Origin of the sequence: Alcaligenes faecalis (assembly GCF_041521385.1) — a bacterium.
GTDB classification, from domain to species: Bacteria; Pseudomonadota; Gammaproteobacteria; order Burkholderiales; family Burkholderiaceae_B; genus Alcaligenes; species Alcaligenes faecalis_E.
In genome coordinates, this window is sequence record NZ_CP168006.1 from 509,791 (window position 1) to 534,844 (window position 25,054).

The window sequence follows — 25,054 nt, forward strand, 5'->3', positions numbered from 1 at the left end:
ACCCATAAGTCTCTTGACCAAGTAAAGCCGCTCCCGGTTCACGGAGCGCCCGCCAGACATAGAAACCAGCATGAAGCAATCTGATAAGGCAACCCTGATCGGGCTGATCGCCATTATCCTGTGGAGCACCATTGTCGGCCTGATACGCAGTGTCAGCGACTATCTAGGTGCCACTGGTGGTGCTGCCCTGATTTACACCCTGGCCTCGGTCTTTCTTCTTTTATCAGTAGGCTGGGTACGCTTGCGCGACTTTCCGCACCGCTACCTGATCGGGGGCAGTGTGCTGTTTGTCTGCTATGAACTCTGCCTGGCCCTGTCCATCGGCTATGCTCACAACAGCCAGCAGGCCATTGAAGTGGGGATGGTCAACTATCTGTGGCCGACCTTTACCATTGTGGCCGCCATCTTGTTCAATAAACAAAAAGCCAATTGGCTGCTTGCACCTGGCCTGCTCTTGTCCATGATGGGGATCAGTTGGATTCTGGGCGCAGAACACGGTTTAAGCTTGCACAACATCTGGCTGAATGTGCAGGACAATCCCTTGAGCTATGGCCTGGCCTTTAGCGGTGCATTGATCTGGGCCGGCTACAGCACCCTGACCGCCCGCCTCGCGCAGGGCAAAAATGGCATCACCTTGTTTTTCATGCTGACAGCAGCGGCCTTGTGGGTGAAATATCTGATCCAAGGCGCGCCTGCCATGACATTCACGGTTCCCGCTTTGGTGTATTTGCTGCTGGCTGCCATGGCAATGGGCTTTGGCTATGCCGCCTGGAATGTAGGCATTTTGCATGGCAATGTCACCATACTGGCCGGTGCTTCCTACTTTATCCCTGTTTTTTCAGCCGCCTTATCGACCCTTTTGCTGCAAGCTCCGTTAACGCTGACCTTCTGGCAAGGCTCGGCCATGGTGTGTTCAGGTGCCTTGCTATGCTGGCTGGCCATCCGGGTTCGCCTACCCAAACCGCTGAAAAACGCAGCCTGAAAAAACCATACTCATTAATCCCGATAAATTCGTGCCTTCCAAGCAAAAATCAAAAAGCAAAACCTGTTTGCTGCGATGCAATAAAAGCACGCTAAAAAAAGACCGCCCACGTTAATTCAGCGTTGGGCGGTCTTTTTATTGCGTTTGATTAGCCAGTAAATTTAATCAGGCGGTTCCGCCTACCGTCAGGTTTTCCATCCGCACAGTAGGAATCCCCACCCCAACCGGAACACTTTGACCTTCTTTACCGCAAGTGCCCACTCCCGAATCCAACTGCATGTCATTACCGATCATGCTGATTTGATTCATGGCGTCGGGGCCGCTACCAATCAAAGTGGCACCTTTAACGGGGTACATCAATTTTCCGTTTTCAATCACCCAGGCTTCCGAGGCGGAGAAAACAAACTTACCGCTAGTAATATCAACCTGGCCGCCACCAAAGTCGACGGCATATAAACCCTTTTTAACCGAGGCAATAATTTCCTGAGGATCCTTATCGCCTCCCAGCATAAAAGTGTTGGTCATGCGCGGCATAGGCAGGCTGGCGTAGGATTCACGGCGGCCATTACCCGTGATAGCCGCCCCCATCAAGCGTGCATTATGGGTATCTTGCAAATAGCCTTTCAAAATACCGTCTTCAATCAAGACCGTACGTTGCGTGGTATTGCCTTCATCATCCATATTCAAGGAACCACGGCGGTTTTCCAGGGTGCCATCATCAATGACGGTCACGCCCTTGGAAGCCACGCGTTGACCAATACGACCCGAGAACAAGCTGCTGCCACGACGGTTGAAATCGCCTTCCAAACCGTGGCCGACGGCTTCGTGCAGCATGACGCCAGGCCAGCCTGGGCCCAGAACCACCGTCATCTGACCGGCGGGCGCAGGTTTGGCTTCCAGGTTTGTCATGGCCGAACGCACTGCTTTGTCTACGTAGCTACGCAGCATATCGTCGGAGAAGTAGGACAGATCAACCCGCCCGCCACCGGCTGCCGAACCGCGTTCACGACGGCCATTTTGTTCAACAATGACCGACAAGGACAAATGCACCAGAGGGCGCACATCGGCGGCCAGACGACCATCGCTACCGGCGACCAGTACCACATCGTATTCCGCCCCCAGACTGGCCATGACCTGCACCACGCGCGAATCTGCCGCACGTGCCAAGGCATCCAGCCTTCCCAGCAAAGCCACTTTTTCAGGAGCGGGCAAGCTGGCAATCGGATCTGTACCTGTATACAAGGTGGGACGCGACGAGTCGCCCGGCACCAGAATGCCGCTTTTACCCGAACCACCCTGGCGTGCAATCGAACGCACCACACGGGCCGAGGACAACAAAGCCTCGGGGCTGAGGGAATCCGAATAGGCGAACGCGGTTTTCTCGCCGCTCAATGCCCGCACACCCACGCCCTGCTCGATTGAAAAGCTGCCGCTTTTGACGATCCCCTCATCCAACGCCCAGCCTTCGCTACGGGTGTACTGAAAATACAAATCGGCGTAGTCGGCTTGATGGGTGAGGATCTCACCGAGCGCGCCGGACAAATGACTGTCATTCAGACCCCAGGGGTCCAGCAACAGTCCACGGGCGCATTCCAAAGCATTGATAGCCGGATCAACTAACTTCATCGTTTATTCCTACTGACAGATCCCCGGCAAGCCCATGGCTGCAAGGGACGAAAATGGATACCAACAGACGTGCTGACATCAACGTGGCTTCCGTCCATCTGAGCATTAAAACAGAATGTGCCACCGTATGCGATGCCCACGTACGGATCAGGGCATTGAGGGCCTGCCCCAGTCTTGAATCAGCCAATTGACGCCGTCAGTTCAAAAACTCCACTTACGACATTTTCTGATACGGAATTAAAACTATTTAAAAATCCATCTAATTAGAAATGAACCCATATAGTTTTGATATAAACCCATTCGGTTTTATGATAACCCCTGATTAGATTAATTAATCAATGGCCATAGAATCGTCTAATCCCCTTAAATAATTACAAAAACCAAACACCTTTTTGATTACGGGTTTATTTTTTATCCAAACCACTTATCTTTTCAAGAAAATCAAAGTACACTGCTTTCACATGATAAACATGAGCTTGTGCAGGCAGGGTTTATCAGATAACTACAAACATGAAACAGGAATCCTATATGTCAGTCGAAACTTACAGCTCCGCAAAGCAGAAGATCGAAAAAGAGATTCTGCGTCTGCAAAAGCAGATGAAATCCCTTCGAGTCAAACAGCGTCGTCCTGTCATTGCGTCTATCGTCAAGTCCATGCAAGACAACGAGATCACCATTGAAGAAGTCGCTGAAGCTTTGGAAAACTCTGCCCGCCGCGGCGCTGGGGCAAGTTCCAGCGGTCCCAAGACCAGCCTGCCTCCCAAATACCGCCACCCCGGCACCCAAGACACCTGGACCGGACGTGGTCGTCCACCACGCTGGATTATTGATGCAGAAGCCAATGGCCGCAGCCGTGAAGAGTTTCTTATCAAGTAAGCTCGAAAACCAAACAAAAGAAAGGGACCGCTTGAAAAAGCGGTCCCTTTCTATTTATATAATTTCCCTACATAATGCCGGGGTTCTGGCGACTCAATCGCGCGGTATTGGATATCGGATATCAATCACTTGCCCATTATTACCCGGAAAACCATCAAATATGGCCTGGGACAAAAAAGGCATCTGCTGGTCCAGGTTGTCGGAATGGCTATAAGAAACGGCTGTAGCGCGATACACTTCTGCGCCCGAGTTTTGATTATCCGTAATGATTACATTTAGATAATTCTTATACATCGTGACAGGAACATTCACTACATTCGGAGAATAAAAGAAACCTCCGCCCCAACCATCATTTGGCGCATAATAGCCGCGCCCGATTCCCCACGCCGATGGACCATAAAAACTATCGGCAAATTGAGGCACCCAGCTTTGTTCCTGCGGATTGCCATAGTCCATTTGCACCACAAAACGCGCGGACTTCAGATCCGCCGCTTGCACCAGCCCCGTCACACCAATAGAAGCCCGTACAGAATCTGCAAAAGACTGGTGTTGCAGACTACTGCTTTTGTCTGGGGAGGACTTGATGTAATAGGTATCGCCACTGGTCGCCGTGGGCCACTGCTGATAGCGCGTCAATTTAGCGGACCAGCTAGGCGCAGCGCAAGCCGTGGTCAATACCGCCAATACCAGACTCATCAGGCGTAGGGCGCGCCAGGAAAACCCTTCAGAAAATAACGTCATAGTTTCACCCTTGCTTGTTTTACGCTTGCACGTTCAAGCCCGATTAATGACAGCGCCGTAGCGCCGACGAACAATTAGTTTACTGCCTGTTCCTGGCGTCCAGTGTGGGCGTTCAAACATCATTACAATAGACCATCTTTTTCGATTGTCGGACCAGCATCACATGCGCACAGACTCCTTACCTACGATCTCCCGCCACGATTACCAGCCCTACCCTTATCAAATAGAAAAGGTACGGCTGGAATTTGATTTGGCGGCCGAGCAAACCTTGGTTCGTCTGGCTTTCCGAGCCAGTAGCCGAGACGGCCAGATCCACCCCCTGGTACTGGACGGCGAAGACATTGAACTACTTGAAGTCAGTCTCAACGGGGTCGCCCTGACCGCCCAGGATTACCAGCTTGATGAACAGGGCCTGACGCTCTCGCCCCAGACCGCAGAATGTGACCTGGTGCTGGTAAGCCGTTGCCGCCCGCAAGACAACACCATGCTGATGGGCTTGTATGTCTCGGGCCAGAACCTGTTTACCCAATGCGAGGCCCAGGGCTTTCGCCGTATTACCTTCTTCCCAGACCGCCCCGATGTGATGGCCCGTTATGAAGTGGTTCTGCGCGGCGATGCCAAGCTTTATCCTTATCTACTTTCCAATGGCAACTTGCTGGAAAGCACCACGCTGGACGATGGCCGCAGCCAGGCAATCTGGGAAGACCCTTTTCCAAAGCCTTCTTATTTATTTGCACTGGTTGCCGGCGACTTTGATGTGCGCGAACGCGAAATCAAAAAGGCCAATGGCCAGCCTGCCCTATTGCAGGTTTATTGCGATCGTGGTGACGGCGATAAAACAGAATGGGCCATGGAATGCCTGGAACATTCGGTACGCTGGGATGAACAACGCTTTGGCCTGGAACTGGATCTGGACCGCTTCATGATTGTGGCCGCCCGCGACTTCAATATGGGCGCGATGGAAAACAAAGGCCTGAACATCTTTAATTCCGCCTATGTGCTGGCCGATGCACAAAGCACCACCGATGCGTCCTTTCACGCCGTGGAAGCCGTCATTGGCCATGAGTACTTCCATAACTGGACCGGCAACCGCGTCACGTGCCGTGACTGGTTCCAGCTTTCCCTGAAAGAAGGCCTGACAGTTTTCCGTGATCAGGAGTTTTCAGCCGACATGCTGGCTCAAGGTCTGGATGGCGCTCAAGCCGCCAGTGCCCGTGCCGTCAAACGTATTGATGATGTCAGCGTCTTGCGCGCCGCCCAGTTCCCAGAGGATGCCGGCCCAATGGCTCACCCCATTCGCCCCGAGAGCTATCAGGAAATCAGCAACTTTTACACCGCCACAATTTACGAAAAAGGCGCCGAAGTCATTCGCATGCAGCACACCTTGCTGGGTGAAGAAAACTTCCAGGCTGGTATTCGTGAATACTTCAAGCGCCATGACGGCCAGGCAGTCACTTGCGATGACTTCGTGGACAGCATGGACAGCGTGTATCGCCAGGTCAACCCTGGCCGAAGTCTGGAGCAGTTCCGACGCTGGTATCAGCAAGCGGGAACCCCGCGTGTTCAGGTCAGCCTGCACCATGACGCCGCCGCCCAAACTACGACACTGACCTTGCGTCAAAGCAATGCGCCCGCTGGAATCGAAAACAAATCCACACCCAAACCCCCGCTGCATATCCCCTTTGCCCTGGGCATGCTGGATCAGCAAGGCGCCCCCTTGACCCTGCATCTTGATGGTCAGCAAGGCGATACACTGGTACTGGATTTCACGCAAGCCGAACAAAGCTGGACCTTCACGCAGACTCCCGACACGCCGATTCTGTCGTTACTGCGCAATTTCTCTGCCCCTGTACGTGTAGACTACTACCGTCCCGATTCTGAACTGGCTTTGCTGGCCCGCCACGACACCGATCCATTTGCGCGCTGGGAAGCGACTCAACTGCTGGCGACCCGTCTGATTTTGTCTTCCGCATCAGGTCGGACACCCTCGGCTGCACAACTGGCAACCGTGGTGCAAACCTGGCATGCGCTGGTGCAAGACCCCGCCTTGAGCCCGGCTTACAAAGCCCGCATCCTGTCCCTGCCCAGCGAGCGTGAGTTGCTGGAGCAAACCCAACCCATGACACCACGCGCCGTGGTGCAAGCACGCCGTCAACTGCAACGTGAACTGGGCCTGGCCTTGACGCCCTACTGGCAAGAGCTATACCAATACCTAAGCCTGGAGCAGGCCCCTTACAGCCCCGACGCCTTACAAGCAGGCCAGCGCGCCTTGCGCAATCTGGCTCTGAATTATCTACTGGTCGCTGGTGTGCATACCGGCCCACAGTTGGCACGCAATCAATACGATCAGGCCACTAATATGACCGATCGCATGGGGGCCTTGAGCGCGCTGGTGAACTACGGCGACCAAGAAGATCGCCAAGACGGCCTGGATGATTTTTTCCAGCGTTGGCAGGACAATCCCCTGGTGCTGGACCGCTGGTTCAGCTTACAGGCCACCGCCCCCAGCACACACGTTGCCCAGGTGCGTGCCTTGATGCTGCATCCTGCTTTCTCGATGCGCAACCCTAACCGCGCCCGCTCGCTGATTTTCCAGTTCTGCATGAATAATATGCAGGCAGTACACACGCCGGAAGGCTATGCTTTCTGGGCCGAGCAAGTCATTGCCCTGGACAAGCTCAACCCGGAAATCTCGGCCCGTCTGGCCCGTGTGTTTGATAATTGGGCCCGCTTTGAACCCGAAGCCCGCGACCGGCTTAAAGCCGCGCTGGAGCGTATTCAGGCCGAACCCGGCCTGTCGGGCAATGTGGCCGAAATCGTACATAAAGCATTAACTCTTTGACCTCGGAGTCTGTCTTGAAGAAAAACCTTACTCAGTATCTGGTGGAACAACAACGCCAGAAGAAAACGGTCACCGCCGATGTACGCTTGCTACTGGAAACCGTGGCTCGCGCGTGCAAGGCCATTGGCCATGCCGTCAGCAAAGGGGCGCTGGGCGGCGTTCTGGGTGCTCTGGATTCCGAAAACGTCCAGGGCGAAGTGCAGAAAAAACTGGATGTCCTGTCCAATGAAATCCTGCTGGAAGCTAACGAATGGGGCGGCAATCTGGCTGCCATGGCCTCCGAGGAAATGGACACCCTGCACCGCATCCCCGACTACTACCCCAAGGGCGAAAACCTGCTCTTGTTCGATCCACTGGATGGCTCGTCCAATATTGACGTGAACGTGTCCATTGGCACGATCTTCTCGGTACTGAGCGTACCGCCTGAAGCACGCGAGCGCGTGATTGAAGAGCAAGACTTCCTGCAACCTGGCGTGCGTCAAGTGGCCGCCGGTTATGCTATTTACGGTCCGCAAACCATGCTGGTGCTGACGGTAGGTGATGGCGTGGCCGCCTTCACGCTGGACAAGGAAATGGGCTCCTGGGTGCTGACCACCGAGCGCGTTACCATTCCTGAGGACACCTCGGAATTTGCCATCAACATGTCCAATATGCGTCACTGGGAAGCCCCGGTAAAACGCTATATCGACGACTGCCTGGCGGGTCCCGAAGGCCCATTGGGCAAAAACTACAATATGCGCTGGATCGCGTCCATGGTGGCCGATGTACACCGCATCCTGACCCGTGGCGGCATCTTCATGTACCCCCGCGATGCCCGCGCCTCCGGTCGCAAAGGCAAGCTGCGTTTGATGTACGAAGCCAATCCCATGAGCTTCCTGGTCGAGCAGGCCGGTGGCATGTCGATTGACGGCACACAGCGCATTCTGGACGTTCAGCCTACCGAACTGCATCAGCGCATTGGCGTGATTCTGGGTTCGCGCAATGAAGTCGAGCGCGTGCGTCAGTACCACGAGCAAGGCTGATTTCTGTCCGCCAATCCTCGGCGGATACAGCACTGCCAAATGAAAATGGCCTCCTTGTCGGAGGCCATTTTTTTAAAGCAATACGATTGCGGCTGACTGCTCGTCACCGCCCGATAACCCGCCTTAATCCAGCGTCAAAACCGTAGAGCCCGTCGTGCGACGGCCCGCCAAAGCCTCATGAGCCAGGGCAACCTGATCCAGCGGAAAACGCTGCCCGATCAGCGGCTTGATCTTGCCTTGCAGCACCAGCTCAAACATCTCGTCTGCCGCTGCCTGCATGGTTTCCTGTGTGGGCACGTAAGCCCCCAGAACAGGACGAGTCACATACAAGGAGCCTTTGGATGCCAGCGTCGCCAGATTCACGCCGGTGACCGGACCGGAGGCATTGCCGAAGCTGACCATCAATCCACGCGGTTGCAGGCAATCCAGCGAACGCTCCCAGGTATCCTTGCCCACGCCGTCATACACAACCGGCACTTTCTGGCCATTGGTCAACTCCAGCACACGCTGCACCACGTCTTCGTGGGAATAATCAATCACTTCCCAAGCACCGTTCGCTTTCGCCAATGCCGCTTTCTCCGGGCCGGAAACGGTGCCAATCAATTTCACACCCAAGGCTCGTGCCCATTGGCAGGCATACAAACCCACGCCACCCGCAGCGGCATGGAACAGAATCGTCTGGCCTTCGTGTACGCGATACGTCTGGCGCAGCAAGTACCAGCAGGTCAAACCTTTAAGCATCATGGCCGCCGCCTGCTCAAAGGAGACTGCATCAGGAATACGCACGACACGGTCGGCAGGCACATTACGCGCTTGGGCATACGCCCCCAGAGGGCTTTGACCATAAGCGACACGATCACCTACCTTCAAATGCGTGACGCCCGAACCCACTGCCTCCACAATGCCAGACGCTTCAAAACCCAAACCATGCGGCAAGGGATTGCTGTAGAGGCCATTACGGAAATAAATATCAATAAAGTTCAAGCCCACCGCTTTTTGTCGAATGGTGACTTCCTTTTCCTGCGGAGCGGGTAACTCTACCGAGGCCCATTGCAATACCTCCGGGCCCCCATTGCGTTCAATCCGTATCGCCTTAACCGTCTGCGTCATTGTGTTACTCCTTTGATGAGGGGCCCATAGCAATGTCTTAGAATAATGCTTTACACGCATTGCCTGCCCGACCCCACTGCCCTATCGCTGGCTGATCTAAAGCACCAGAATAGCGTAAATTTCACTCTTTTTTCTCGGATCGCTTTCCATGACACATGGACGTGCTCTGGCAGCCATTCATGTGGCCGCCATTCTGTTCGGACTGACCGGTATTTTTGGTGAACTCATTCAGGTCGGCGCCATGCTGATCACCGCAGGCCGAGCCAGCTTTGCGGTCCTGGCCTTGTTGATCAGTATTCGCTCTCAAGGGCGCGGTTTGGGGCAGGGTATGAAGGCAGCGGACTTCCGTACCTTGCTGATGGCCTCCATCATGCTGGCCATTCACTGGGCCACTTTTTTTGTGGCCGTCAAAGTGGGGGGTGTGGCCATTGCCACCTTGGGTTTTGCCAGCTTCCCGGCCTTCATTACCTTGTGTGAATGGGCCGTGCTGCGCGAGCGCGTCACCGTCTCTGAATGGATCATTCTGGCCCTGGTCACCTTTGGCTTGTTGCTGGTCACCCCCTCTTTCGATTTCCAGGATCAATCTACCATTGGCCTGGCCTGGGCGATTGCCTCCGGCTTTACCTTTGCCATGTTCACCCTCATCAATCGACGCGCCGCCAAGCATTTGTCAGCACAACAAGTAGCCTGGTGGGAGAACCTGTTTGTCGCCCTGATGTGTTGGCCTTTTGCCCTACAGCTACTGGGCGACAGCACGCTGGTGGACTGGGTATGGATTGCACTGCTGGGGGTATTTTGTACGGCCTTGTCGCACTACCTGCTGGTCTCTGCGCTCACCGTTTTGAATGCTCGCAGTGCCGGGATTGTGATCGCCCTGGAGCCTGTCTACGCCATCGCCTTTGCGGCGCTGCTTTTCGCTCAGTACCCCAGCAGCCGTGCGCTGCTGGGTGGAGCCATCATGATTGGCGCCATCACTTGGGCAGGCTTGCGCCCACCCAAGTCCAGCTAAGGGTTTAGGCCATCGCTTCCAGAACCTGGGCAACGGCGGCTCCGACTTCTGCGGTGCTGGCCTGGCCGCCCAGATCAGGCGTACGTGGGCCGTTGGCCAAAACCTGCTCAATGGCTTGCACCACTTCGGCGGTAGCCTGCGGGTAGCCCAGGAAATCCAGCATCAAGGCACCACTCCAGATCTGACCGACCGGGTTGGCAATGCCCTTGCCATAGATATCCGGTGCCGAGCCATGCACGGGCTCAAACAAAGATGGGAACACACGTTCGGGGTTCAGGTTGGCTGACGGTGCAATGCCAATGGTGCCGGTACATGCCGGGCCCAGGTCGGACAAGATGTCGCCAAACAGGTTGGAAGCCACCACCACATCGAACCAGTCCGGATGCTGCACGAAGTGCGCACACAGAATATCGATATGGTACTTGTCCCATTTCACATCCGGATATTGCTCGCCCATGGCGGCCACGCGAGAATCCCACCAGGGCATGGAAATCGAGATACCGTTGGATTTGGTCGCCGCGGTAACGTGCTTGCCGCGTTTCTTGGCGAGTTCAAAAGCAAACTTCAAGACTCGATCCGTACCCGTGCGAGTAAAGACACTTTCCTGAATCACCACTTCGCGCTGCGTGCCTTCAAACAGGATGCCGCCGCTATTGGAGTATTCACCTTCGGTGTTCTCGCGCACGATAAAGAAATCGATATCGCCTGGCTCACGACCCGCCAACGGCGAACGCACACCGGGCATCAAGCGCACGGGGCGCAAGTTGATGTACTGATCGAATTCACGACGGAACTTGAACAGAGATTCCCACAGCGAAACATGGTCAGGCACCAGATCGGGCCAGCCCATGGCACCAAAGAAAATGGCCTCGGTATCCATCAGTTGGGCTTTCCAGTCCGAGGGCATCATGGTGCCGTGCTTCTGGTAGTAGTCCGAGCTCCAGTCCAGCACTTTCCAATCAAAATTGATGGCGTGACGGCGAGCAGCCACGTCCAGAATACGCAGTCCTTCGGGCATGACTTCCTTGCCGATCCCGTCTCCCGCGATCACGGCAATACGATGCACTTTACTCATTCCTCTTTCCTTGTGGTTTTACATGGCCTCAACGGCCTTATTCTGACAAGACGCTGCGCTGTTCACAAAACAGCAAGTAGCCAGCCTGCTCCCACTGTGCCGGCAAGCTGGCCCTAAATTTGAAAATACTTAATAGCCCCGACTATGATCCACTCGTCCGGCCGCAGGCTTGCCTTGCTGCAAAAGCGCGATACGTGAGCCAATTTGCTCCAGCGCCAACTCTCGCACGGTGATACCCGAAATATGCGGCGTAACCATCACAGAAGGAATGCCCCAATACGGATGATCCGCAGGCAATGGCTCCTGAGTAAAGGCATCCAGCAAAGCACCAGACAGATGGCCACTCTTGAGCGCATCCAGCACGTCCGCATCGACTAAATGAGCGCCGCGAGCCACATTGATCAAATAGCCACCAGGCTGCAAATTCGATAACACGTCACGGTTGATCACCCCTGCCGTTTGCGGCGTCAGTGGCAAGGCGTTGACCAGAATACGGCTGGCAGAGACGCACGCTTTCAGGCCATCTTCACCGGCATAGCAAGGAAAATCCGCTTCGTGTAGACGACGCGACCAGCCATGCACGGGGTACCCCAGACTGGCGATGATCTTGGCAATCTTGCTGCCAATCGCACCCAGGCCCAGCACCGCTACGGGCCACTGACGGCGGTCAATCGGGCGATAGGCTTTCCACTTGCCTTCACGCGCCTGTTCTTCATAAGGCTGAAAACGGCCCACGGCCCGCAGCACACCATACAAGGCATATTCGGCCATTTGCTCGGCCATGCCGGCGTCTTCCAGACGGTACAAGGGCATTTCGGGCGGGATGGTTCCGGCGACCGCGTCTACGCCCGCACCCAGATTGAACGTGGCGCACAAATGGGGCTCTTGCTTGAACAGAACCGCATCCGGTTGCCAGACCACGGCATAGGTCGCGCCGGTACTGGGCTGGCCCGCTACAAACTCGTCCACTTTCCAATCGGGATAAGCTTTACGGAATGCGTCCGCCCAACGCGTGGTTTCTGATGGCCGTGCGGTAGCAATAATTAAATGCGGCAATGGCGAGGGCATTAACGCTTTCCTCCAAATAAAGAGCCCAATACCCCACGCAGCACTTTGGTGGCAGCCCGTTTGGTCTCGGTTCTAATCATACTTTGCACCAAACCGTCCTTTTTACCACCACGCGGCCCCGTTGATCCAAATAGAAAGTCATTGACCACGCCCATCAAACCCTCATCCTTGCCTGCTGACGCACTGGCCTGGGTAGCACCGGCAGCACCGTTGGCAGCAGCATCCGCTGCTTTTTTGGCCAGCACCTCATAGGCGGATTCTCGGTCAATAGCCTGGTCATATTTCAAGCCAAACAAGGAAGCTTGTCGAACCGCCTGTCGCTCAGCATCAGTGGCCGGGCCAATTCGGCTACCCGGAGCCACCAGCCAGGCGCGCTCGGTAGGCGTGGGAATCCCCTTGGCATCCAGCATGGACACCAGGGCTTCACCCACACCCAACTCCGTAATGGCCGCTTCAATATCCAGACCCGGATTGGGGCGCATGGTTTGCGCGGCCGTCTTGACGGCTTTTTGATCGCGCGGTGTAAAGGCGCGCAAGGCGTGCTGTACTCGATTGCCCAACTGACCCAGAACGGTATCCGGAATATCCAGCGGGTTTTGGGTCACGAAATAAATACCCACGCCTTTGGAGCGAATCAGGCGCACGACCTGCTCTACTTTTTCCAGCAGGGCTTTGGGTGCACCTGTAAACAATAAGTGGGCTTCGTCAAAAAAGAAAACCAGACGCGGCTTGTCCAGATCGCCCACCTCCGGCAGACGCTCGTACAGATCGGCCAGCATCCACAGCAGGAATACCGCGTACAAGCGAGGCGACTGCATCAGCTTGTCGGCGGCCAGCACATTGATCATGCCGCGCCCAGCAGAGTCGGTACGAATCCAGTCCATCACATCCAGGGCGGGTTCACCAAAGAAACGATCCGCCCCTTGGGTTTCCAGGCGCAGCAAAGCGCGTTGAATGGCCCCCACACTCGCGGCGGCAATATTGCCGTACTGATTACGCAGCTCGGCCGCACGATCCGCTATGTCTTGCAGCAAGGCACGCAAATCCTTCAGGTCCAGAATCAGTTGTCCCTCATCGTCTGCCACACGGAAAAGAATATTCAGAATCCCTTCCTGGGTATCATTCAGCTCCAGAATCTGGGCCAGCAACAAAGGCCCCATGTCGGAAATCGTGGCCCGGACCGGATGACTTTGCTCGCCGAAAATATCCCAGAAGGTGACCGGGTTTGCGCCCCAGGCCGGTTCAGGCAGACCCAGTTTGTGCAAACGCTCCTGCAGTTTGGGATTGGGCTGGGCAGCCTGGGAAATTCCGCTTAAGTCGCCCTTGGCATCAGCCAGAAACACCGGCGTTCCCTGGCGGGAAAAAGCCTCAGCCAGCACCTGCAAGGTGACAGTTTTGCCTGTACCTGTGGCGCCCGTAATACAACCATGCCGGTTGGCCAAAGCAGGCAACAGGTAAATGGGGGTATTGCTGTTCTGAGCAAGCAAAATTGGATCGGCCATGATTGTTTGTTCTCTTCCGGATAGAATGCCAAGTGCCTAGATTCTAGCGACTTTCGCCCAAGCTCGGGCCTAGTCGCACAGACAGGTTAAAATAGATCTGTTTTTCTTTGAACGTAGTCTACTGAATTGGTAATACTTTATGGCCGGACATAGTAAATGGGCGAATATTCAGCACCGTAAAGGTCGTCAAGACGCAAAACGGGGCAAACTTTGGACCAAGATCATTCGTGAGGTCACCGTGGCCGCACGTGCTGGCGGCCCTGACCCCGAGTCCAACCCACGTTTGCGCATGGCCTGGGACAAGGCAACCGGTGCCAATATGCCCAAAGATAATATTCTGCGCGCCATCCAGCGCGGTGCGGGCGGGGCAGACGACGCCAACTACGAAGAAATTCGCTACGAAGGCTATGGCATTAACGGTGCTGCCGTGATTGTGGACTGCATGACTGACAACCGTCAGCGCACGGTCTCGGATGTGCGTCACGCCTTTACAAAAAATGGCGGCAATCTGGGCCTGGATGGCTCGGTCGTGTTTCAATTTCGCCACTGCGGTCAGTTTCTGTTCGCTCCGGGCACCTCGGAAGACACGATTATGGAAATCGGCCTGGAAGCCGGTGCCGACGACATCGTAACGGATGAAGAAGGCCTGATCGAAGTGCTGTGCGCTCCCACCGACTACCCGGCTGTGCAAGCCGCGTTCCAGGCTGCTGGCCTGACGCCCGAAGTGGAAGGCGTGGTCATGAAAGCCCTGAACGAGACCGAACTGAGCGGCGATGATGCCGTCAAAATGCAAAAACTTCTGGACGCACTGGAAGGCCTGGACGATGTCCAAGAGGTCTACACCACCGCTGTCATGGACGAAGCCGAATAACCTGATTCCTGAAAACTCCTCTTTGCGGGCCCTGCCCGACTCATCACTATGAAGCTACTTGTTGTCGGCAGCGGCGGCCGTGAACACGCCTTGGCATGGCGCCTGGCCCAATCTGCACGCGTACAGACTGTCTACGTTGCCCCAGGCAATGGCGGTACCGCGCGTGCCGAACGTATTGAAAACCTGGCCATCACCGATATCCAGGAACTGATTGCCTTTGTGAAGCAAGAAAAAATTGCCTTCACCGTCGTTGGCCCGGAAGCGCCTCTGGCCGCTGGCATTGTGGACACCTTCCGCGCGGCTGGCCTGAAAATCTTTGGTCCTACCCAGGCTGCCGCGCAACTGGAAAGCTCCAAGGACTACGCCAAAGCCTTTATGGTGCGTCACAACATCCCGACGGCGGCCTACGCAACCTTTACCGATCCAGATGCCGCCAAGGATTACATCCGCCAGCAAGGCGCGCCCATTGTCGTCAAGGCCGACGGCCTGGCCGCTGGCAAGGGCGTGATTGTGGCCACTACGCTGGAAGAAGCACTGGGCGCCATTGACGATATTCTGGGTGATGGCCGCTTTGGTGCCGCTGGTGCCCGTGTGGTCGTGGAAGAATGTTTGACCGGCGAGGAAGCCAGCTTCATCGTGATGTGCGACGGCAAGCATGTGCTGCCCATGGCCACCAGCCAGGATCACAAACGCCTGAAAGACGGCGATCAAGGTCCGAACACCGGCGGCATGGGTGCGTACTCTCCTGCTCCTATCGTCAGCCCCACGCTGCACAACCGCATCATGCGCGAAGTCATTCACCCCACCATGCAAGGCATGGCTAAGGAAGGCTTGCCCTACTCCGGCTTTCTGTACGCGGGCGTGATGATTGACGATGGCCCGGACGCTACCCGCCCCATCAAGGTACTGGAATTCAACTGCCGCATGGGCGACCCTGAAACCCAGCCGATCATGATGCGCATCAAAAGCGATCTGACCGAAACCTTCGAGCTGGCTCTGGCTGGCAAGCTGGACGAGGCGACTATCGAGTGGGATCGTCGTACCGCCATTGGCGTGGTACTGGCCGCGGCCAACTATCCCGAAGAGCCGCGCACGGGCGATGCCATCACGCAGTTTGCGAAAGACACTGACGAGTGCATCACCTTCCATGCAGGCACTCAGATGAAAGACGGCACCGTGGTCACCTCTGGTGGTCGTGTACTGTGTGTGACCGCCATGGCCGACTCCATCCGCCGCGCTCAGGAAGCCGCTTACGAGGCCATTTCCCAAACGCATTTCGACGGCAAGCAATTTCGCACCGATATCGGCTGGCGCGCTCTGCCCAGCAGTGAGTCCTGATTGTCGCAGCAAGGTCTTTTCATGTCTTTACCCATTGATACCGTCCAGGCTTATTTCCGTCAGTTGCAAAGCCACATCGTGGACACACTTGAGCAACTGGATGGTACGCCTTTCGAGTCGGACCAGTGGAATCGTCCAGAAGGCGGTGGCGGCCTGTCCCGCCTGCTGGAGAACGGCCCCGTGTTCGAGCGGGCTGCCGTTCTGTTCAGCCATGTCAAAGGCCACACCCTGCCTCCGTCGGCCAGCGCCCACCGGCCTGAACTGGCCGGACGCCCCTGGGAGGCCATGGGTGTTTCGCTGGTCATCCATCCGCGCAATCCCTTTGTGCCCACCACGCACATGAACGTGCGCATGTTTGTGGCCCAGGCCCAGACAGCGGATCAAGAGGATGTGTTCTGGTTTGGCGGCGGTCTGGACTTGACGCCCTACTACCTGTACGAAGACGATGCCCGCCATTTCCACCAGGTGTGCCACGATGCGCTGGCGCCACACGGTAGCGATTACTACCCGCGCTACAAGCGCTGGTGCGACGAATATTTTTATCTGAAGCACCGCAACGAGACCCGTGGCATTGGCGGCATTTTCTACGACGACCTGAACGAAGCTGGCTTCGAAGCCAGCTTTGCCCTGACCCGCTCCGTGGGCAACTCCTTTACCGATGCCTACACGCCTATCGTGCGTGCCCGCATGGATCAGGAATACACCCAGGCGCATCGAGACTTCCAGGCCATTCGTCGCGGCCGCTATGTGGAATTCAATCTGGTCTTTGACCGTGGCACCCTGTTTGGCCTGCAATCCGGTGGGCGTACGGAATCCATCCTGTTGTCCATGCCGCCCCAGGCGAACTGGCGCTATAACTGGTCGCCCGAACCTGGCACACCGGAAGCGGCGTTGGCGCAATACCTGGTGCCGCGCGAATGGATTTAAAGCGTGTCGGGCTCCTGGGTGGCAGTTTCGACCCCATCCATAAAGCCCATGTAGCACTGGCTGTTGCCACGTTCGAGCAATTGCAACTGGACCAGGTTCAACTGCTGCCCGCTGCCCAACCCTGGCAACGCGACGCCTTGGGGGCCAGCACGCAGGATCGCTTGGTCATGGCCGAGTTGGCTGCAAAAAACCACCCCGGTCTACAGATCAACCCCATAGAGATCGAACGCGGTGGCCCCACCTACACCATAGACACAGTACGCAGCCTGCCCGCCGGACCACGGTACTACTGGATTTTAGGCAGCGACCAACTACATAATTTTTGCAGTTGGAACGACTGGCAGGAAATTCTTGAGTACGTCGAGCTGGCTGTTGCCCAGCGCCCCGGCAGCCCCGTGGAAACGCCACAGGCCTTGCAACAGGAACTCAGTCGACTGCAGCGCCGTTTGCATCAGATCGACTTTGTACCTATGGACATCTCGGCCACTCAAATTCGAGAGCGAGTGCAGCGCGGTGACAACATCACTGCCCTGGTCCCGGAAGAAGTCGCTCAATACATTGACAAAAAACAGCTCTATCTTTCCCACCCACAGGCGCGCCCTGTATAGTTCTTTTTATGAATATAGAAACACTTCAACGACTCGTCATCGATGCCCTCGAGGACGTCAAAGCTCAAGACATCAAGGTCTTTAGCACGACCCACATGACCGGCCTGTTCGATCGTGTGGTCATTGCCAGTGGTACGTCCAACCGGCAAACCCGCGCTCTGGCCCAGAGCGTGTTTGACAAGGCACGCCAAAACAAGGTCGAAGTCCTGGCTCATGAAGGCGAGGACACCGGCGAATGGGTGTTGCTGGATTTAGGTGACATCGTGGTGCATTGCATGCAGCCGGCCATCCGCCAGTACTACAACCTGGAAGAACTTTGGGGCGAACGCCCTGTCGAAGTGGAACTGCTGCCGCAATCGCGCCAGGTTCCACCGGCTGGCTTTTTCGCCAGCGCCGACGAAAACGAAGACTAAACCCTTCCTCTGTCCTGTCGGCAATACCCGGGCCGCAGCTTACGATGCGGCCTTTTTCTTTTACGACATTCCATGAAACTCATTGTCATCGCGGTAGGTCAACGCATGCCCGACTGGGTGGAACAAGGCTGGCAGGAATATGCTCGCCGCATGCCCCAGGACTGCGCCATAGAACTGCGCGAAATCAAGGCCGAACCCCGTACCAGCGGCAAGACGCCTGCCCAGATGATGCAGGCCGAGGCCAAACGCATTGAAGCGGCCATTCCCGCCCAGGCGATGCGTATCGCCCTGGACGAACGCGGCAAGGATCTGACCACCGTCAAGCTGGCTCAGGAGCTGGAGCGTTGGCGCAGCAGCGGTCAAGATATTGCCATTCTGGTCGGTGGCCCGGACGGGCTGGATACAGCACTCAAGCAAAGCTGCCACGGCATGTTGCGTCTGTCCTCCCTGACCCTGCCCCACCCCTTGGTACGTATCTTTCTGGCCGAGCAACTGTATCGCGCCTGGTCCGTCATGACCGGGCATCCTTACCACCGCGCCTGAACCTTCTTTTAGCCCTGGTTTCTTATGCCTTTTCAGCCCATCTATCTGGCCTCTGCCAGCCCACGCCGCCACGACCTGCTCAACAGCATCCAGATCACACATGAAGTCCTGAAGGTGCCCAGCCCTCCGGGCGAGGATGAGCCGCGCCTGGAACAGGAAGCCGTGCTGGACTATGTTCGTCGTACAGCCCGCGACAAGCTGCTGCGCGCCCTGGCATGGCGAGCACAGAATAGTGGTCTGGATCAGAAACGCGCTATTTTGAGTGCGGACACCACGGTCTGCATGGGCGAAGACATTTTTGGCAAACCTGCTGATGTGGCCGATGCTGCACGTATCTTGCGCGAGCTCTCGGGCCGCCGTCACAAAGTGATGACCGCCCTGTCATTGGGCGTGGGCGGGGTGGAGTTTGAAAGCATCAGCATCAGCGAAGTCAGCTTCAAGACCCTGAACGAACAGGAAATTGCAGAGTACTGCGCCAGTGGCGAGCCTATGGGAAAAGCCGGAGCCTATGGCATTCAAGGTCTGGGCGGCGCCTTTATCAGCCACTTAAGTGGCAGCTATACCGGTGTGATGGGTTTGCCCGTGCACGAAACCTACCGCTTGCTGGAACTGGCCAATCTGAAGCATCGTACACCCGGCTAAACCGGAGAAACAGCCCGATCCGGACAGGAATGGGGAACTATCCGCACAAGGCCTAGTCCCATTCTTTTTATTCCATTTGGCTCTTAGTATATATTTTATGGATATATACATTCACCGACTGTTTTGCAGGATTTAACCACCATGTCGCTTTCTTCTTTTTCGATTCGTCTTGCCTTGGCCGGTTTGCTGTGCGCCAGCACCGTCGCCCAAGCCGCCGACCGCCCCGCAGCCCTGAAGGCTCTGGAAGAACAAGGGCTGTCCATTGTGGGCGAGTTTGATGCTCCCGGTGGCCTGAAAGCCTGGGGTGCGTATAGCGGGAATCGGGCACTGGCCATCTACAACTTGCCCGATGGGCAACACATGATGGTGGGCACCATGATTGATGCCAATGGCGAAGAGGTGCGACCTGCCGGCCTGGACGAGCTGGTTCAGCCGGCTATCGCCAAAGACATGCTGGGCAAGCTGGAGAAATCCCGCTGGATCAAGGATGGCGACGACAAGGCCCCTCGCGTGGTCTACGTCTTTACCGACCCGAATTGCCCTTACTGCATGCAGCTCTGGCAAATGGCCCGCCCCTGGGTGGAGTCCGGAAAAGTGCAGCTACGCCACATCATGGTAGGCATTCTGGCCCCCAGCAGCAGCCTGAAATCGGCTGCGATCCTGGCTGCCAAAGATCCTACCCAGGCCCTGAATGAACATTCTCTGGCCATGCTGAAAGATCGCAGCGCCGGTGTAAAAGGCCTGGACAGTGTACCCAGCGATATTGAAGCCGACCTGACCCGCAATGAAGATCTGATGATGGGCTGGGATTTGCGTGCCACCCCCGCCATGGTCTGGCAAGATGAGCAAGGTCGCATTCAAATGCAGACTGGCGCTTCACCCGACATTACCGAACGCGTTTTTGGCCCACGCTAATTTCAAGCAGGACGTTTATTCATGAGCACTCGTGTTCTCTTGCATGCCCCCACTGCCCTTGCCCTGGAGCGCGCCCGCAGCAATGCGCGCAACTTGCTCAAGGACATACCGGATGCCCAGGTTCGCATCATCGCCAATGCGCAGGCGGTTAAAGCCTGCGTAGAAGGCGCAGCACACGAGTGCGACGCCTACACCTACCTATGCCCCAACACGCTGCGCAATCAGTCCCTCAATGCGCCAGAACGCCTCCAAACCTTGGAGCAAGGGGCCATCACCACCCTGGTGAAACTACAGGCAGAAAACTGGATTTACATTCGGGCCTGATGGGGTGTAGGGCCAGAACAACAGACCATACAGGCCGGTCATGATTTTGCCTAAGCCAGTTCAAACCTTGATACGATAGCTAGGCCTGCGGCAAGCGGGCCTGTTTTTATCCCGTATCACAAGGAAATCTGTCATGGCCACCCTCGCCCGCTCTGCTCTGCGCCCCTGCCTGCTACTGGCTTTATGTGCTTTCGGAACCAGTCAGGCATTGGCGCAGCAAACCACAGTTGGCGTGGGCGTGGGTTTTGCCCCCAAATATGAAGGGGCTGACAGTTACGATGGCCGTTTCTACCCCCTGCTGTCGCACCGCAATGGCCACTTCTTTCTGGCCCCCAAGGCAGGCATGCCTGCCATTGGTCTGCAAACCAACCTGACCGACAACTGGACGATCGGCACGTACGCCGCCCTGGCCCGCGCACGTAAATCTGGTGATGCCGACCGCCTGTACGGTACGGACGATATTGATCGTCACGGTAATCTGGGTGTGTTTACCGCCTACCAATTGGGCAATGCCAAGATCGAAGGCAGCTACTATCAGGCACTGAAAAGCGGTTACGGGGCCACTGCCGTTCTGGATCTGAGCTACCGCCTCTGGAACGATCAGGACAGCAGCTTCTCGCTGGGTGCCGAATTGAAATGGTCCAACGAAAAAGCCATGCGCACCTACTTTGGCGTGAAATCGCATGAAGCCGCTGGCAGTAATGGCCAACTGCGCACGTACCGCCCTGACGCGGGTTTGCGCTCTTACGCCTTGTACGGTCAGTACACCCACAAGCTCAGCGAAAGCTGGTCCCTGCAGGGGTTGCTGGGCGTGAATACCTTGGGTGAAGAAGCCAAAGACAGCCCGCTGGTCGAGAAGAAAAGCAGCGTCTTTGGTGGCGTAGGCTTGGGCTACAGCTTCTAAGTCCCGTCAGGGTCTGCCGACCCGCTTGACCGTCAAGCCGTTGTGTTCCAGGCGTGCCTGCACAACGGCTCGATGATCGCCCTGAATCTCCAGCGTTTCCTCTTTCAGCGTCCCACCCGCTCCACAGGCGTTCTTCAATTCCTTGACCAACGCCTTGAGTTGCTCTTGCGGCATCACCAGCCCCGTTACCACGGTCACCCCCTTCCCTTTGCGCCCCTTGGTTTCCAGACTCAAACGCACCGGCCCCTGAGCCTGAGACAAAGCGTGTTCGCGCCTGTTTTCTTCGCAACGGCACTGGTTTTGCGGTTGCCCGCAATCCGGACACATGCGCCCTTGCTCCGTGCTGTACACCAGCCGAGACAATTGATCCGATAAGCTGGTCATTGAAGCTCCTTTCCCTTGAAATACCAGGCATCAGGCAAACAGAGTGCGCCGATCTTGTCTGCCACACCAAGCCGCCCCTATCACCCGAGGCAAAAAAAAGCCCACCGTTTCCGGTGGGCTTCACACTGAGTCTTGCCCAGGACAATTACATCATGCCCAACAGGAACAAGCCAAACAGTTGTTCGGATGTGAAACGCTGACCATTGATGTCGAAAACACGATCCTGGCCATCGTACTTGATAACGGTCGAGATACTGGCTTCATCACTCTTGAGGATCTTGGACTCGACATACGGCTCAAGCACAAGGTCCAAAGCCATATCTAACATGGCAACGTTGCTGTCCTCGCCCGACAAACCCTCTGCCTTGTCAATTTCAGCGGCCAAATGGCGCAGCATAGGCTTGGAAACCAACACATCCAACTGAGCGGCAGGAATGGTTTCCAGCCACAGGTTTGGACTTTCTTTCAGTTCCTGAACCGTTGCATCAGGCTTTTGCAAATCGACACGCAAGCTGGCTGTGGACTCACCACCCTCGGTGGACCAACGCAGCGGCTCTACGCGCAGCACAGGCTTGTGTTCCAGTGCCTGCAAAGCCAATTCCATGATTTTCTGGACCACCGGGGCATCAACCGAATCGATCTCGCTATGCACCTTGGAGTCCGACAACAAGGTAGACAGTTCAGAAATCGCTGGCATATACATGCGTTCAAAATGCACCACCAGCTCTGCCGAACCCAGCTTGATCTTGTCCTCTAGCAACAGATCATTCAACTGATAGCTGACCTTGGTGTTGCTCATGGAGTCTTTGGTCACCGCATCCGTCAAAATCGCAATCTGTTTGAAATTGACACTTGCCATATCGACAGACTGCATATTGACGTTATCCACGCTCAACTTGCCAACCTGCGTCCCATTGACATTGACATCGCCCTCTTGTTTGAAGTCCACCACAAAATTGGCGGCTTCCAGCTTCAAGGGGTCATCACTGATGTCATCGACAATCAACTTGGGAAAGCTGCCGGTGACAATAATGTCTTCACTCTTGCCGCCCGCCTTGGTACGCAACTGGCCACCACTGAAATCCACACTGATTTCATTACCTTGGTGCTTGATGGCCTCAAAGCTCACAGTCGAATCTACCGAGCCGCTAAAACCCACCAGGCTGTCAGCCCACAACGGCGTTTTGTCACCCGTCAGCTTGTACCAACCTTCCGTATCCTTGGTCTTGACCAAGGTGCTGTGCGACAAAGCCGCAACAGGTGTGAAGTTACCCATGGCCAGAGCCGACACAGGCAAAGGACCGTGGCTAATCTTGTCCTCAAAAGTCAGCTCCAGAGGCTTGTCTGCATCCTCAGCAGACTTAAGGGTGATGGTATAACGAGCGGTTGAGGAAAACACACCACGCTGGTAGTCCACCACGTTCATGACCAGCGACTCACTCGCTCCCATTTGCTGCAACTGCTTGGCCGCAAAGGTATTGAACTCGGCCACTTTCTCGCCCATCAGTGCTTCTGTTTTCTTACCGGTGTACCAAGTCGAACCGCCGTATGCAGCCGCTAACACGACAACCAGTGTGACTAGCCCTGTACTTTTCTTCATGACTTCCCTTTTGTTGACCTACAGTCCCAACTTTAAACAGCCGACATAATACCGAAACTAAGTTTGACTGAAGGAGGTTTATTCCCCGTAATTGTAACTATTCACGTGCGTAATGCGAGCGACGTCTTGTTCACCCAAGCCCAAGCGATGGGCTGCACGATAGGTTTGCTGGGCCGCATGAGCCACCGGCATGCTGGTATGACTGACACTGGCCAGCTCCGCCACCGTATTCAAGTCCTTTAACATGGTATCCACCGACGCCTTTACTTGATTGTCGCGCTGCGTCATGCGCGGCACGAACAATTGCAGCAGAACCGAATCAGCCCAACCACCTCGCAACGCTTCACTGATTTTAGACGCCTCCACGCCATTATCATTGGCCAGACTCAAGGCCTCGGCAATAGCGGTCAAGGTCGTAGCCACAATGGTCTGATTGCATAATTTTGTTACTTGGCCAGCCCCAACCGCCCCCATCAAGGTGACGCACTGCGAATACGCCGCCAGCACGGGGCGTACCCGATCCAACTGCGCCGCTGCTCCACCCACCATGATGGCCAAAGTGCCTTGTTCCGCTCCGCCGACTCCCCCCGAGACAGGAGCATCCAGCCAATCCGCCCCGCAACGCTGCTGCAGTTGAACTGCCATCTCGCGCGTAGCCTGAGGTGAAATCGAGGAATGGTCCACTACAATCTGCAAGGCTCCCTGCACAGTGGCCAGGCCCTGCTCGCCCAGAACGGTATCGTGCACCGCTTGGGCATCGAATACACACAAGAACACGGCCTCGCATTGCTCGGCCATCTGTGCCGGGGTATCGCACCAGCGGGCACCCGCTTCAATCAAGGTCTGCGCCTTATCCTTTGAGCGGTTCCAGATACGAACCTGATGGCCAGCATTCAGCAAACGGCGCACCATCGGTTGTCCCATACGGCCCAAACCACAAAAACCAATATTCATGTCTCGTCCTTTACGCCCCCACCACAATGGATCTGGCTGAAACGGGGCAAGAAAAACCCGCCTGTCCGGCGGGTGGGTTCTGGTCGGCCCAAACCCGGGCCGCCTTCATGCTGATGCTCAAGCTGCGTCGGGCTGACGGTCGGGAGCGGCTTCCTGGAAAGCGGACAGCTCAAGGCATTTTTCTTCGACGGCCAGCAGGCGGGGAAATGCGCTCAGATCGATTTCAAAGCGACGCGCATTGAACATCTGGGGAATCAGGCAAATTTCAGCAATACCGGGGGTATCACCGAAGATAAAGGGATGGTCCTTTTTGCCATGACGTTGTACCAGGGCCTCCAGACCCTCCAGCCCTACCGTGACCCAATGGCGGTACCACTGGTTGCGGGCGTCTTCCTCGGCATGCAGCTCGTTTTTCAAATACTGAAGCACACGCAGATTGTTCAGCGGATGAATATCGCAGGCCACGGTTTGAGCCATGGAACGTGCCCAGGCCCGCTCTGCCGAAGCTTTGGGCAGCAAAGGCAGCTCGGGATAGCGTTCGTCCAGATACTCCAAAATGGCCAGGGATTGCGTGATGATCAGACCATCATCGTCCAAGGCTGGCAGCAACTGCACGGGGTTGATCTGCACATAATCCGGCTGATGCTGCTGACCGCCATCTTTAAGCAGATGCACAGGCTTGATCTGGTAATCCAGACCCTTGAGGTTCAGACCAATCCGCACCCGGTAAGCGGCGGAACTGCGAAAGTAGCTATACAGAATCATCTTGTCTCCTGTC

The 25,054-nt window shown here is 56.0% G+C and carries 25 protein-coding genes; 15 read left to right on the top strand and 10 right to left on the bottom strand.

Annotated elements, in window-relative coordinates:
• The first annotated feature begins 70 nt into the window (after positions 1 to 70).
• Complete coding sequence (yddG, locus tag ACDI13_RS02400) at positions 71 to 982, top strand: aromatic amino acid DMT transporter YddG (RefSeq protein WP_316988136.1); 912 nt, start codon at positions 71 to 73, stop codon at positions 980 to 982.
• Positions 983 to 1,147: 165 nt separating this feature from the next.
• On the opposite strand, the gene tldD is transcribed toward yddG, so the two are convergent.
• A complete protein-coding gene (tldD, locus tag ACDI13_RS02405; RefSeq protein WP_316988137.1) occupies positions 1,148 to 2,608 on the bottom strand; it encodes a metalloprotease TldD in 1,461 nt (486 codons plus the stop codon).
• Positions 2,609 to 3,136: 528 nt separating this feature from the next.
• Between tldD and ACDI13_RS02410 the strand changes: the two genes are divergently transcribed.
• Positions 3,137 to 3,484: an H-NS histone family protein gene (locus ACDI13_RS02410; RefSeq protein ID WP_316988138.1), complete on the top strand. Its 348-nt coding sequence runs from the start codon at positions 3,137 to 3,139 to the stop codon at positions 3,482 to 3,484.
• Between the two features lie 93 nt (positions 3,485 to 3,577).
• Here ACDI13_RS02410 and ACDI13_RS02415 read toward each other — a convergent pair whose 3' ends face one another.
• Positions 3,578 to 4,225, bottom strand: a complete 648-nt coding sequence (locus ACDI13_RS02415; RefSeq protein WP_316988139.1) for a DUF4136 domain-containing protein — start codon at positions 4,223 to 4,225, stop codon at positions 3,578 to 3,580.
• Between the two features lie 163 nt (positions 4,226 to 4,388).
• Between ACDI13_RS02415 and pepN the strand changes: the two genes are divergently transcribed.
• Complete coding sequence (gene pepN / locus ACDI13_RS02420) at positions 4,389 to 7,067, top strand: aminopeptidase N (RefSeq protein ID WP_316988140.1); 2,679 nt, start codon at positions 4,389 to 4,391, stop codon at positions 7,065 to 7,067.
• Positions 7,064 to 8,089 (top strand): class 1 fructose-bisphosphatase, encoded by a 1,026-nt coding sequence (locus ACDI13_RS02425; RefSeq protein ID WP_316988141.1) that lies wholly within the window; start codon positions 7,064 to 7,066, stop codon positions 8,087 to 8,089. Before pepN ends, ACDI13_RS02425 begins: the two co-directional genes overlap by 4 nt.
• A 123-nt stretch (positions 8,090 to 8,212) precedes the next feature.
• Here ACDI13_RS02425 and ACDI13_RS02430 read toward each other — a convergent pair whose 3' ends face one another.
• Positions 8,213 to 9,199 carry a quinone oxidoreductase gene (locus tag ACDI13_RS02430; protein WP_316988142.1) on the bottom strand — a complete coding sequence of 329 codons (987 nt, stop codon included), beginning with the start codon at positions 9,197 to 9,199 and terminating at the stop codon, positions 8,213 to 8,215.
• A 148-nt stretch (positions 9,200 to 9,347) separates the two neighbouring features.
• Here ACDI13_RS02430 and ACDI13_RS02435 point away from each other — a divergent pair, with 148 nt between their 5' ends.
• The gene (locus ACDI13_RS02435; protein WP_316988143.1) at positions 9,348 to 10,208 is read left to right on the top strand and encodes a DMT family transporter; all 861 of its coding nucleotides are present in this window, start codon (positions 9,348 to 9,350) and stop codon (positions 10,206 to 10,208) included.
• Positions 10,209 to 10,212: 4 nt separating this feature from the next.
• Here ACDI13_RS02435 and ACDI13_RS02440 read toward each other — a convergent pair whose 3' ends face one another.
• The 3 genes from ACDI13_RS02440 to ACDI13_RS02450 form a co-directional block, all read right to left on the bottom strand.
• Positions 10,213 to 11,283 (bottom strand): tartrate dehydrogenase, encoded by a 1,071-nt coding sequence (locus ACDI13_RS02440; RefSeq protein WP_316988144.1) that lies wholly within the window; start codon positions 11,281 to 11,283, stop codon positions 10,213 to 10,215.
• A gap of 129 nt (positions 11,284 to 11,412) precedes the next feature.
• On the bottom strand, positions 11,413 to 12,351 hold the full coding sequence (locus ACDI13_RS02445; RefSeq protein ID WP_316988145.1) for a glyoxylate/hydroxypyruvate reductase A: 939 nt from the start codon (positions 12,349 to 12,351) through the stop codon (positions 11,413 to 11,415).
• Positions 12,351 to 13,853: a helicase HerA-like domain-containing protein gene (locus tag ACDI13_RS02450; protein ID WP_316988146.1), complete on the bottom strand. Its 1,503-nt coding sequence runs from the start codon at positions 13,851 to 13,853 to the stop codon at positions 12,351 to 12,353. The genes ACDI13_RS02445 and ACDI13_RS02450 overlap by 1 nt, the downstream gene beginning before the upstream one ends.
• 139 nt (positions 13,854 to 13,992) lie before the next feature.
• On the opposite strand from ACDI13_RS02450, the gene ACDI13_RS02455 reads away from it, so the two are divergent.
• The 10 genes from ACDI13_RS02455 (at position 13,993) to ACDI13_RS02500 (ending at position 21,338) form a co-directional block, all read left to right on the top strand.
• Positions 13,993 to 14,724, top strand: a complete 732-nt coding sequence (locus tag ACDI13_RS02455; RefSeq protein ID WP_316988147.1) for a YebC/PmpR family DNA-binding transcriptional regulator — start codon at positions 13,993 to 13,995, stop codon at positions 14,722 to 14,724.
• Positions 14,725 to 14,772: 48 nt separating this feature from the next.
• Complete coding sequence (gene purD, locus ACDI13_RS02460) at positions 14,773 to 16,062, top strand: phosphoribosylamine--glycine ligase (protein WP_316988148.1); 1,290 nt, start codon at positions 14,773 to 14,775, stop codon at positions 16,060 to 16,062.
• Between the two features lie 21 nt (positions 16,063 to 16,083).
• Positions 16,084 to 16,989, top strand: a complete 906-nt coding sequence (hemF, locus tag ACDI13_RS02465) for an oxygen-dependent coproporphyrinogen oxidase (protein WP_316988149.1) — start codon at positions 16,084 to 16,086, stop codon at positions 16,987 to 16,989.
• The gene (gene nadD, locus ACDI13_RS02470; protein ID WP_316988150.1) at positions 16,980 to 17,597 is read left to right on the top strand and encodes a nicotinate (nicotinamide) nucleotide adenylyltransferase; all 618 of its coding nucleotides are present in this window, start codon (positions 16,980 to 16,982) and stop codon (positions 17,595 to 17,597) included. Before hemF ends, nadD begins: the two co-directional genes overlap by 10 nt.
• 8 nt (positions 17,598 to 17,605) lie before the next feature.
• The gene (rsfS, locus tag ACDI13_RS02475) at positions 17,606 to 18,010 is read left to right on the top strand and encodes a ribosome silencing factor (protein WP_316988151.1); all 405 of its coding nucleotides are present in this window, start codon (positions 17,606 to 17,608) and stop codon (positions 18,008 to 18,010) included.
• Positions 18,011 to 18,082: 72 nt separating this feature from the next.
• Positions 18,083 to 18,553 carry a 23S rRNA (pseudouridine(1915)-N(3))-methyltransferase RlmH gene (gene rlmH / locus ACDI13_RS02480; RefSeq protein WP_316988152.1) on the top strand — a complete coding sequence of 157 codons (471 nt, stop codon included), beginning with the start codon at positions 18,083 to 18,085 and terminating at the stop codon, positions 18,551 to 18,553.
• A 24-nt stretch (positions 18,554 to 18,577) separates the two neighbouring features.
• Positions 18,578 to 19,195 (top strand): Maf family protein, encoded by a 618-nt coding sequence (locus ACDI13_RS02485; protein ID WP_316988153.1) that lies wholly within the window; start codon positions 18,578 to 18,580, stop codon positions 19,193 to 19,195.
• A gap of 141 nt (positions 19,196 to 19,336) precedes the next feature.
• Entirely contained in the window at positions 19,337 to 20,110 is a 774-nt protein-coding gene (gene dsbG, locus ACDI13_RS02490) for a thiol:disulfide interchange protein DsbG (protein ID WP_316988154.1), read from the top strand.
• 21 nt (positions 20,111 to 20,131) lie between these two features.
• Positions 20,132 to 20,434 carry a hypothetical protein gene (locus ACDI13_RS02495; RefSeq protein WP_316988155.1) on the top strand — a complete coding sequence of 101 codons (303 nt, stop codon included), beginning with the start codon at positions 20,132 to 20,134 and terminating at the stop codon, positions 20,432 to 20,434.
• Between the two features lie 133 nt (positions 20,435 to 20,567).
• Positions 20,568 to 21,338 (top strand): MipA/OmpV family protein, encoded by a 771-nt coding sequence (locus ACDI13_RS02500; protein ID WP_316988156.1) that lies wholly within the window; start codon positions 20,568 to 20,570, stop codon positions 21,336 to 21,338.
• A 6-nt stretch (positions 21,339 to 21,344) separates the two neighbouring features.
• Here ACDI13_RS02500 and ACDI13_RS02505 read toward each other — a convergent pair whose 3' ends face one another.
• The 4 genes from ACDI13_RS02505 to maiA form a co-directional block, all read right to left on the bottom strand.
• On the bottom strand, positions 21,345 to 21,722 hold the full coding sequence (locus ACDI13_RS02505; protein WP_316988157.1) for a translation initiation factor: 378 nt from the start codon (positions 21,720 to 21,722) through the stop codon (positions 21,345 to 21,347).
• Positions 21,723 to 21,867: 145 nt separating this feature from the next.
• Positions 21,868 to 23,322: a YdgA family protein gene (locus ACDI13_RS02510; RefSeq protein WP_316988158.1), complete on the bottom strand. Its 1,455-nt coding sequence runs from the start codon at positions 23,320 to 23,322 to the stop codon at positions 21,868 to 21,870.
• A 78-nt stretch (positions 23,323 to 23,400) separates the two neighbouring features.
• The gene (locus tag ACDI13_RS02515; RefSeq protein WP_316988159.1) at positions 23,401 to 24,276 is read right to left on the bottom strand and encodes an NAD(P)-dependent oxidoreductase; all 876 of its coding nucleotides are present in this window, start codon (positions 24,274 to 24,276) and stop codon (positions 23,401 to 23,403) included.
• A gap of 117 nt (positions 24,277 to 24,393) precedes the next feature.
• Positions 24,394 to 25,041, bottom strand: coding sequence for a maleylacetoacetate isomerase (maiA, locus tag ACDI13_RS02520; RefSeq protein WP_316988160.1), 648 nt, complete (start codon positions 25,039 to 25,041; stop codon positions 24,394 to 24,396).
• Positions 25,042 to 25,054 lie beyond the last annotated feature (13 nt).

Bases quoted from the DNA above. Each gene is read 5' to 3' on its own strand.
- yddG (WP_316988136.1), top strand. From the start codon at position 71: ATGAAGCAATCTGATAAGGCAACCCTGATCGGGCTGATCGCCATTATC.
- tldD (WP_316988137.1), bottom strand. From the start codon at position 2,608: ATGAAGTTAGTTGATCCGGCTATCAATGCTTTGGAATGCGCCCGTGGA.
- ACDI13_RS02410 (WP_316988138.1), top strand. From the start codon at position 3,137: ATGTCAGTCGAAACTTACAGCTCCGCAAAGCAGAAGATCGAAAAAGAG.
- ACDI13_RS02415 (WP_316988139.1), bottom strand. From the start codon at position 4,225: ATGACGTTATTTTCTGAAGGGTTTTCCTGGCGCGCCCTACGCCTGATG.
- pepN (WP_316988140.1), top strand. From the start codon at position 4,389: ATGCGCACAGACTCCTTACCTACGATCTCCCGCCACGATTACCAGCCC.
- ACDI13_RS02430 (WP_316988142.1), bottom strand. From the start codon at position 9,199: ATGACGCAGACGGTTAAGGCGATACGGATTGAACGCAATGGGGGCCCG.
- ACDI13_RS02435 (WP_316988143.1), top strand. From the start codon at position 9,348: ATGACACATGGACGTGCTCTGGCAGCCATTCATGTGGCCGCCATTCTG.
- ACDI13_RS02440 (WP_316988144.1), bottom strand. From the start codon at position 11,283: ATGAGTAAAGTGCATCGTATTGCCGTGATCGCGGGAGACGGGATCGGC.
- ACDI13_RS02445 (WP_316988145.1), bottom strand. From the start codon at position 12,351: ATGCCCTCGCCATTGCCGCATTTAATTATTGCTACCGCACGGCCATCA.
- ACDI13_RS02450 (WP_316988146.1), bottom strand. From the start codon at position 13,853: ATGGCCGATCCAATTTTGCTTGCTCAGAACAGCAATACCCCCATTTAC.
- ACDI13_RS02455 (WP_316988147.1), top strand. From the start codon at position 13,993: ATGGCCGGACATAGTAAATGGGCGAATATTCAGCACCGTAAAGGTCGT.
- purD (WP_316988148.1), top strand. From the start codon at position 14,773: ATGAAGCTACTTGTTGTCGGCAGCGGCGGCCGTGAACACGCCTTGGCA.
- hemF (WP_316988149.1), top strand. From the start codon at position 16,084: ATGTCTTTACCCATTGATACCGTCCAGGCTTATTTCCGTCAGTTGCAA.
- nadD (WP_316988150.1), top strand. From the start codon at position 16,980: ATGGATTTAAAGCGTGTCGGGCTCCTGGGTGGCAGTTTCGACCCCATC.
- rsfS (WP_316988151.1), top strand. From the start codon at position 17,606: ATGAATATAGAAACACTTCAACGACTCGTCATCGATGCCCTCGAGGAC.
- rlmH (WP_316988152.1), top strand. From the start codon at position 18,083: ATGAAACTCATTGTCATCGCGGTAGGTCAACGCATGCCCGACTGGGTG.
- ACDI13_RS02485 (WP_316988153.1), top strand. From the start codon at position 18,578: ATGCCTTTTCAGCCCATCTATCTGGCCTCTGCCAGCCCACGCCGCCAC.
- dsbG (WP_316988154.1), top strand. From the start codon at position 19,337: ATGTCGCTTTCTTCTTTTTCGATTCGTCTTGCCTTGGCCGGTTTGCTG.
- ACDI13_RS02495 (WP_316988155.1), top strand. From the start codon at position 20,132: ATGAGCACTCGTGTTCTCTTGCATGCCCCCACTGCCCTTGCCCTGGAG.
- ACDI13_RS02500 (WP_316988156.1), top strand. From the start codon at position 20,568: ATGGCCACCCTCGCCCGCTCTGCTCTGCGCCCCTGCCTGCTACTGGCT.
- ACDI13_RS02505 (WP_316988157.1), bottom strand. From the start codon at position 21,722: ATGACCAGCTTATCGGATCAATTGTCTCGGCTGGTGTACAGCACGGAG.
- ACDI13_RS02510 (WP_316988158.1), bottom strand. From the start codon at position 23,322: ATGAAGAAAAGTACAGGGCTAGTCACACTGGTTGTCGTGTTAGCGGCT.
- ACDI13_RS02515 (WP_316988159.1), bottom strand. From the start codon at position 24,276: ATGAATATTGGTTTTTGTGGTTTGGGCCGTATGGGACAACCGATGGTG.
- maiA (WP_316988160.1), bottom strand. From the start codon at position 25,041: ATGATTCTGTATAGCTACTTTCGCAGTTCCGCCGCTTACCGGGTGCGG.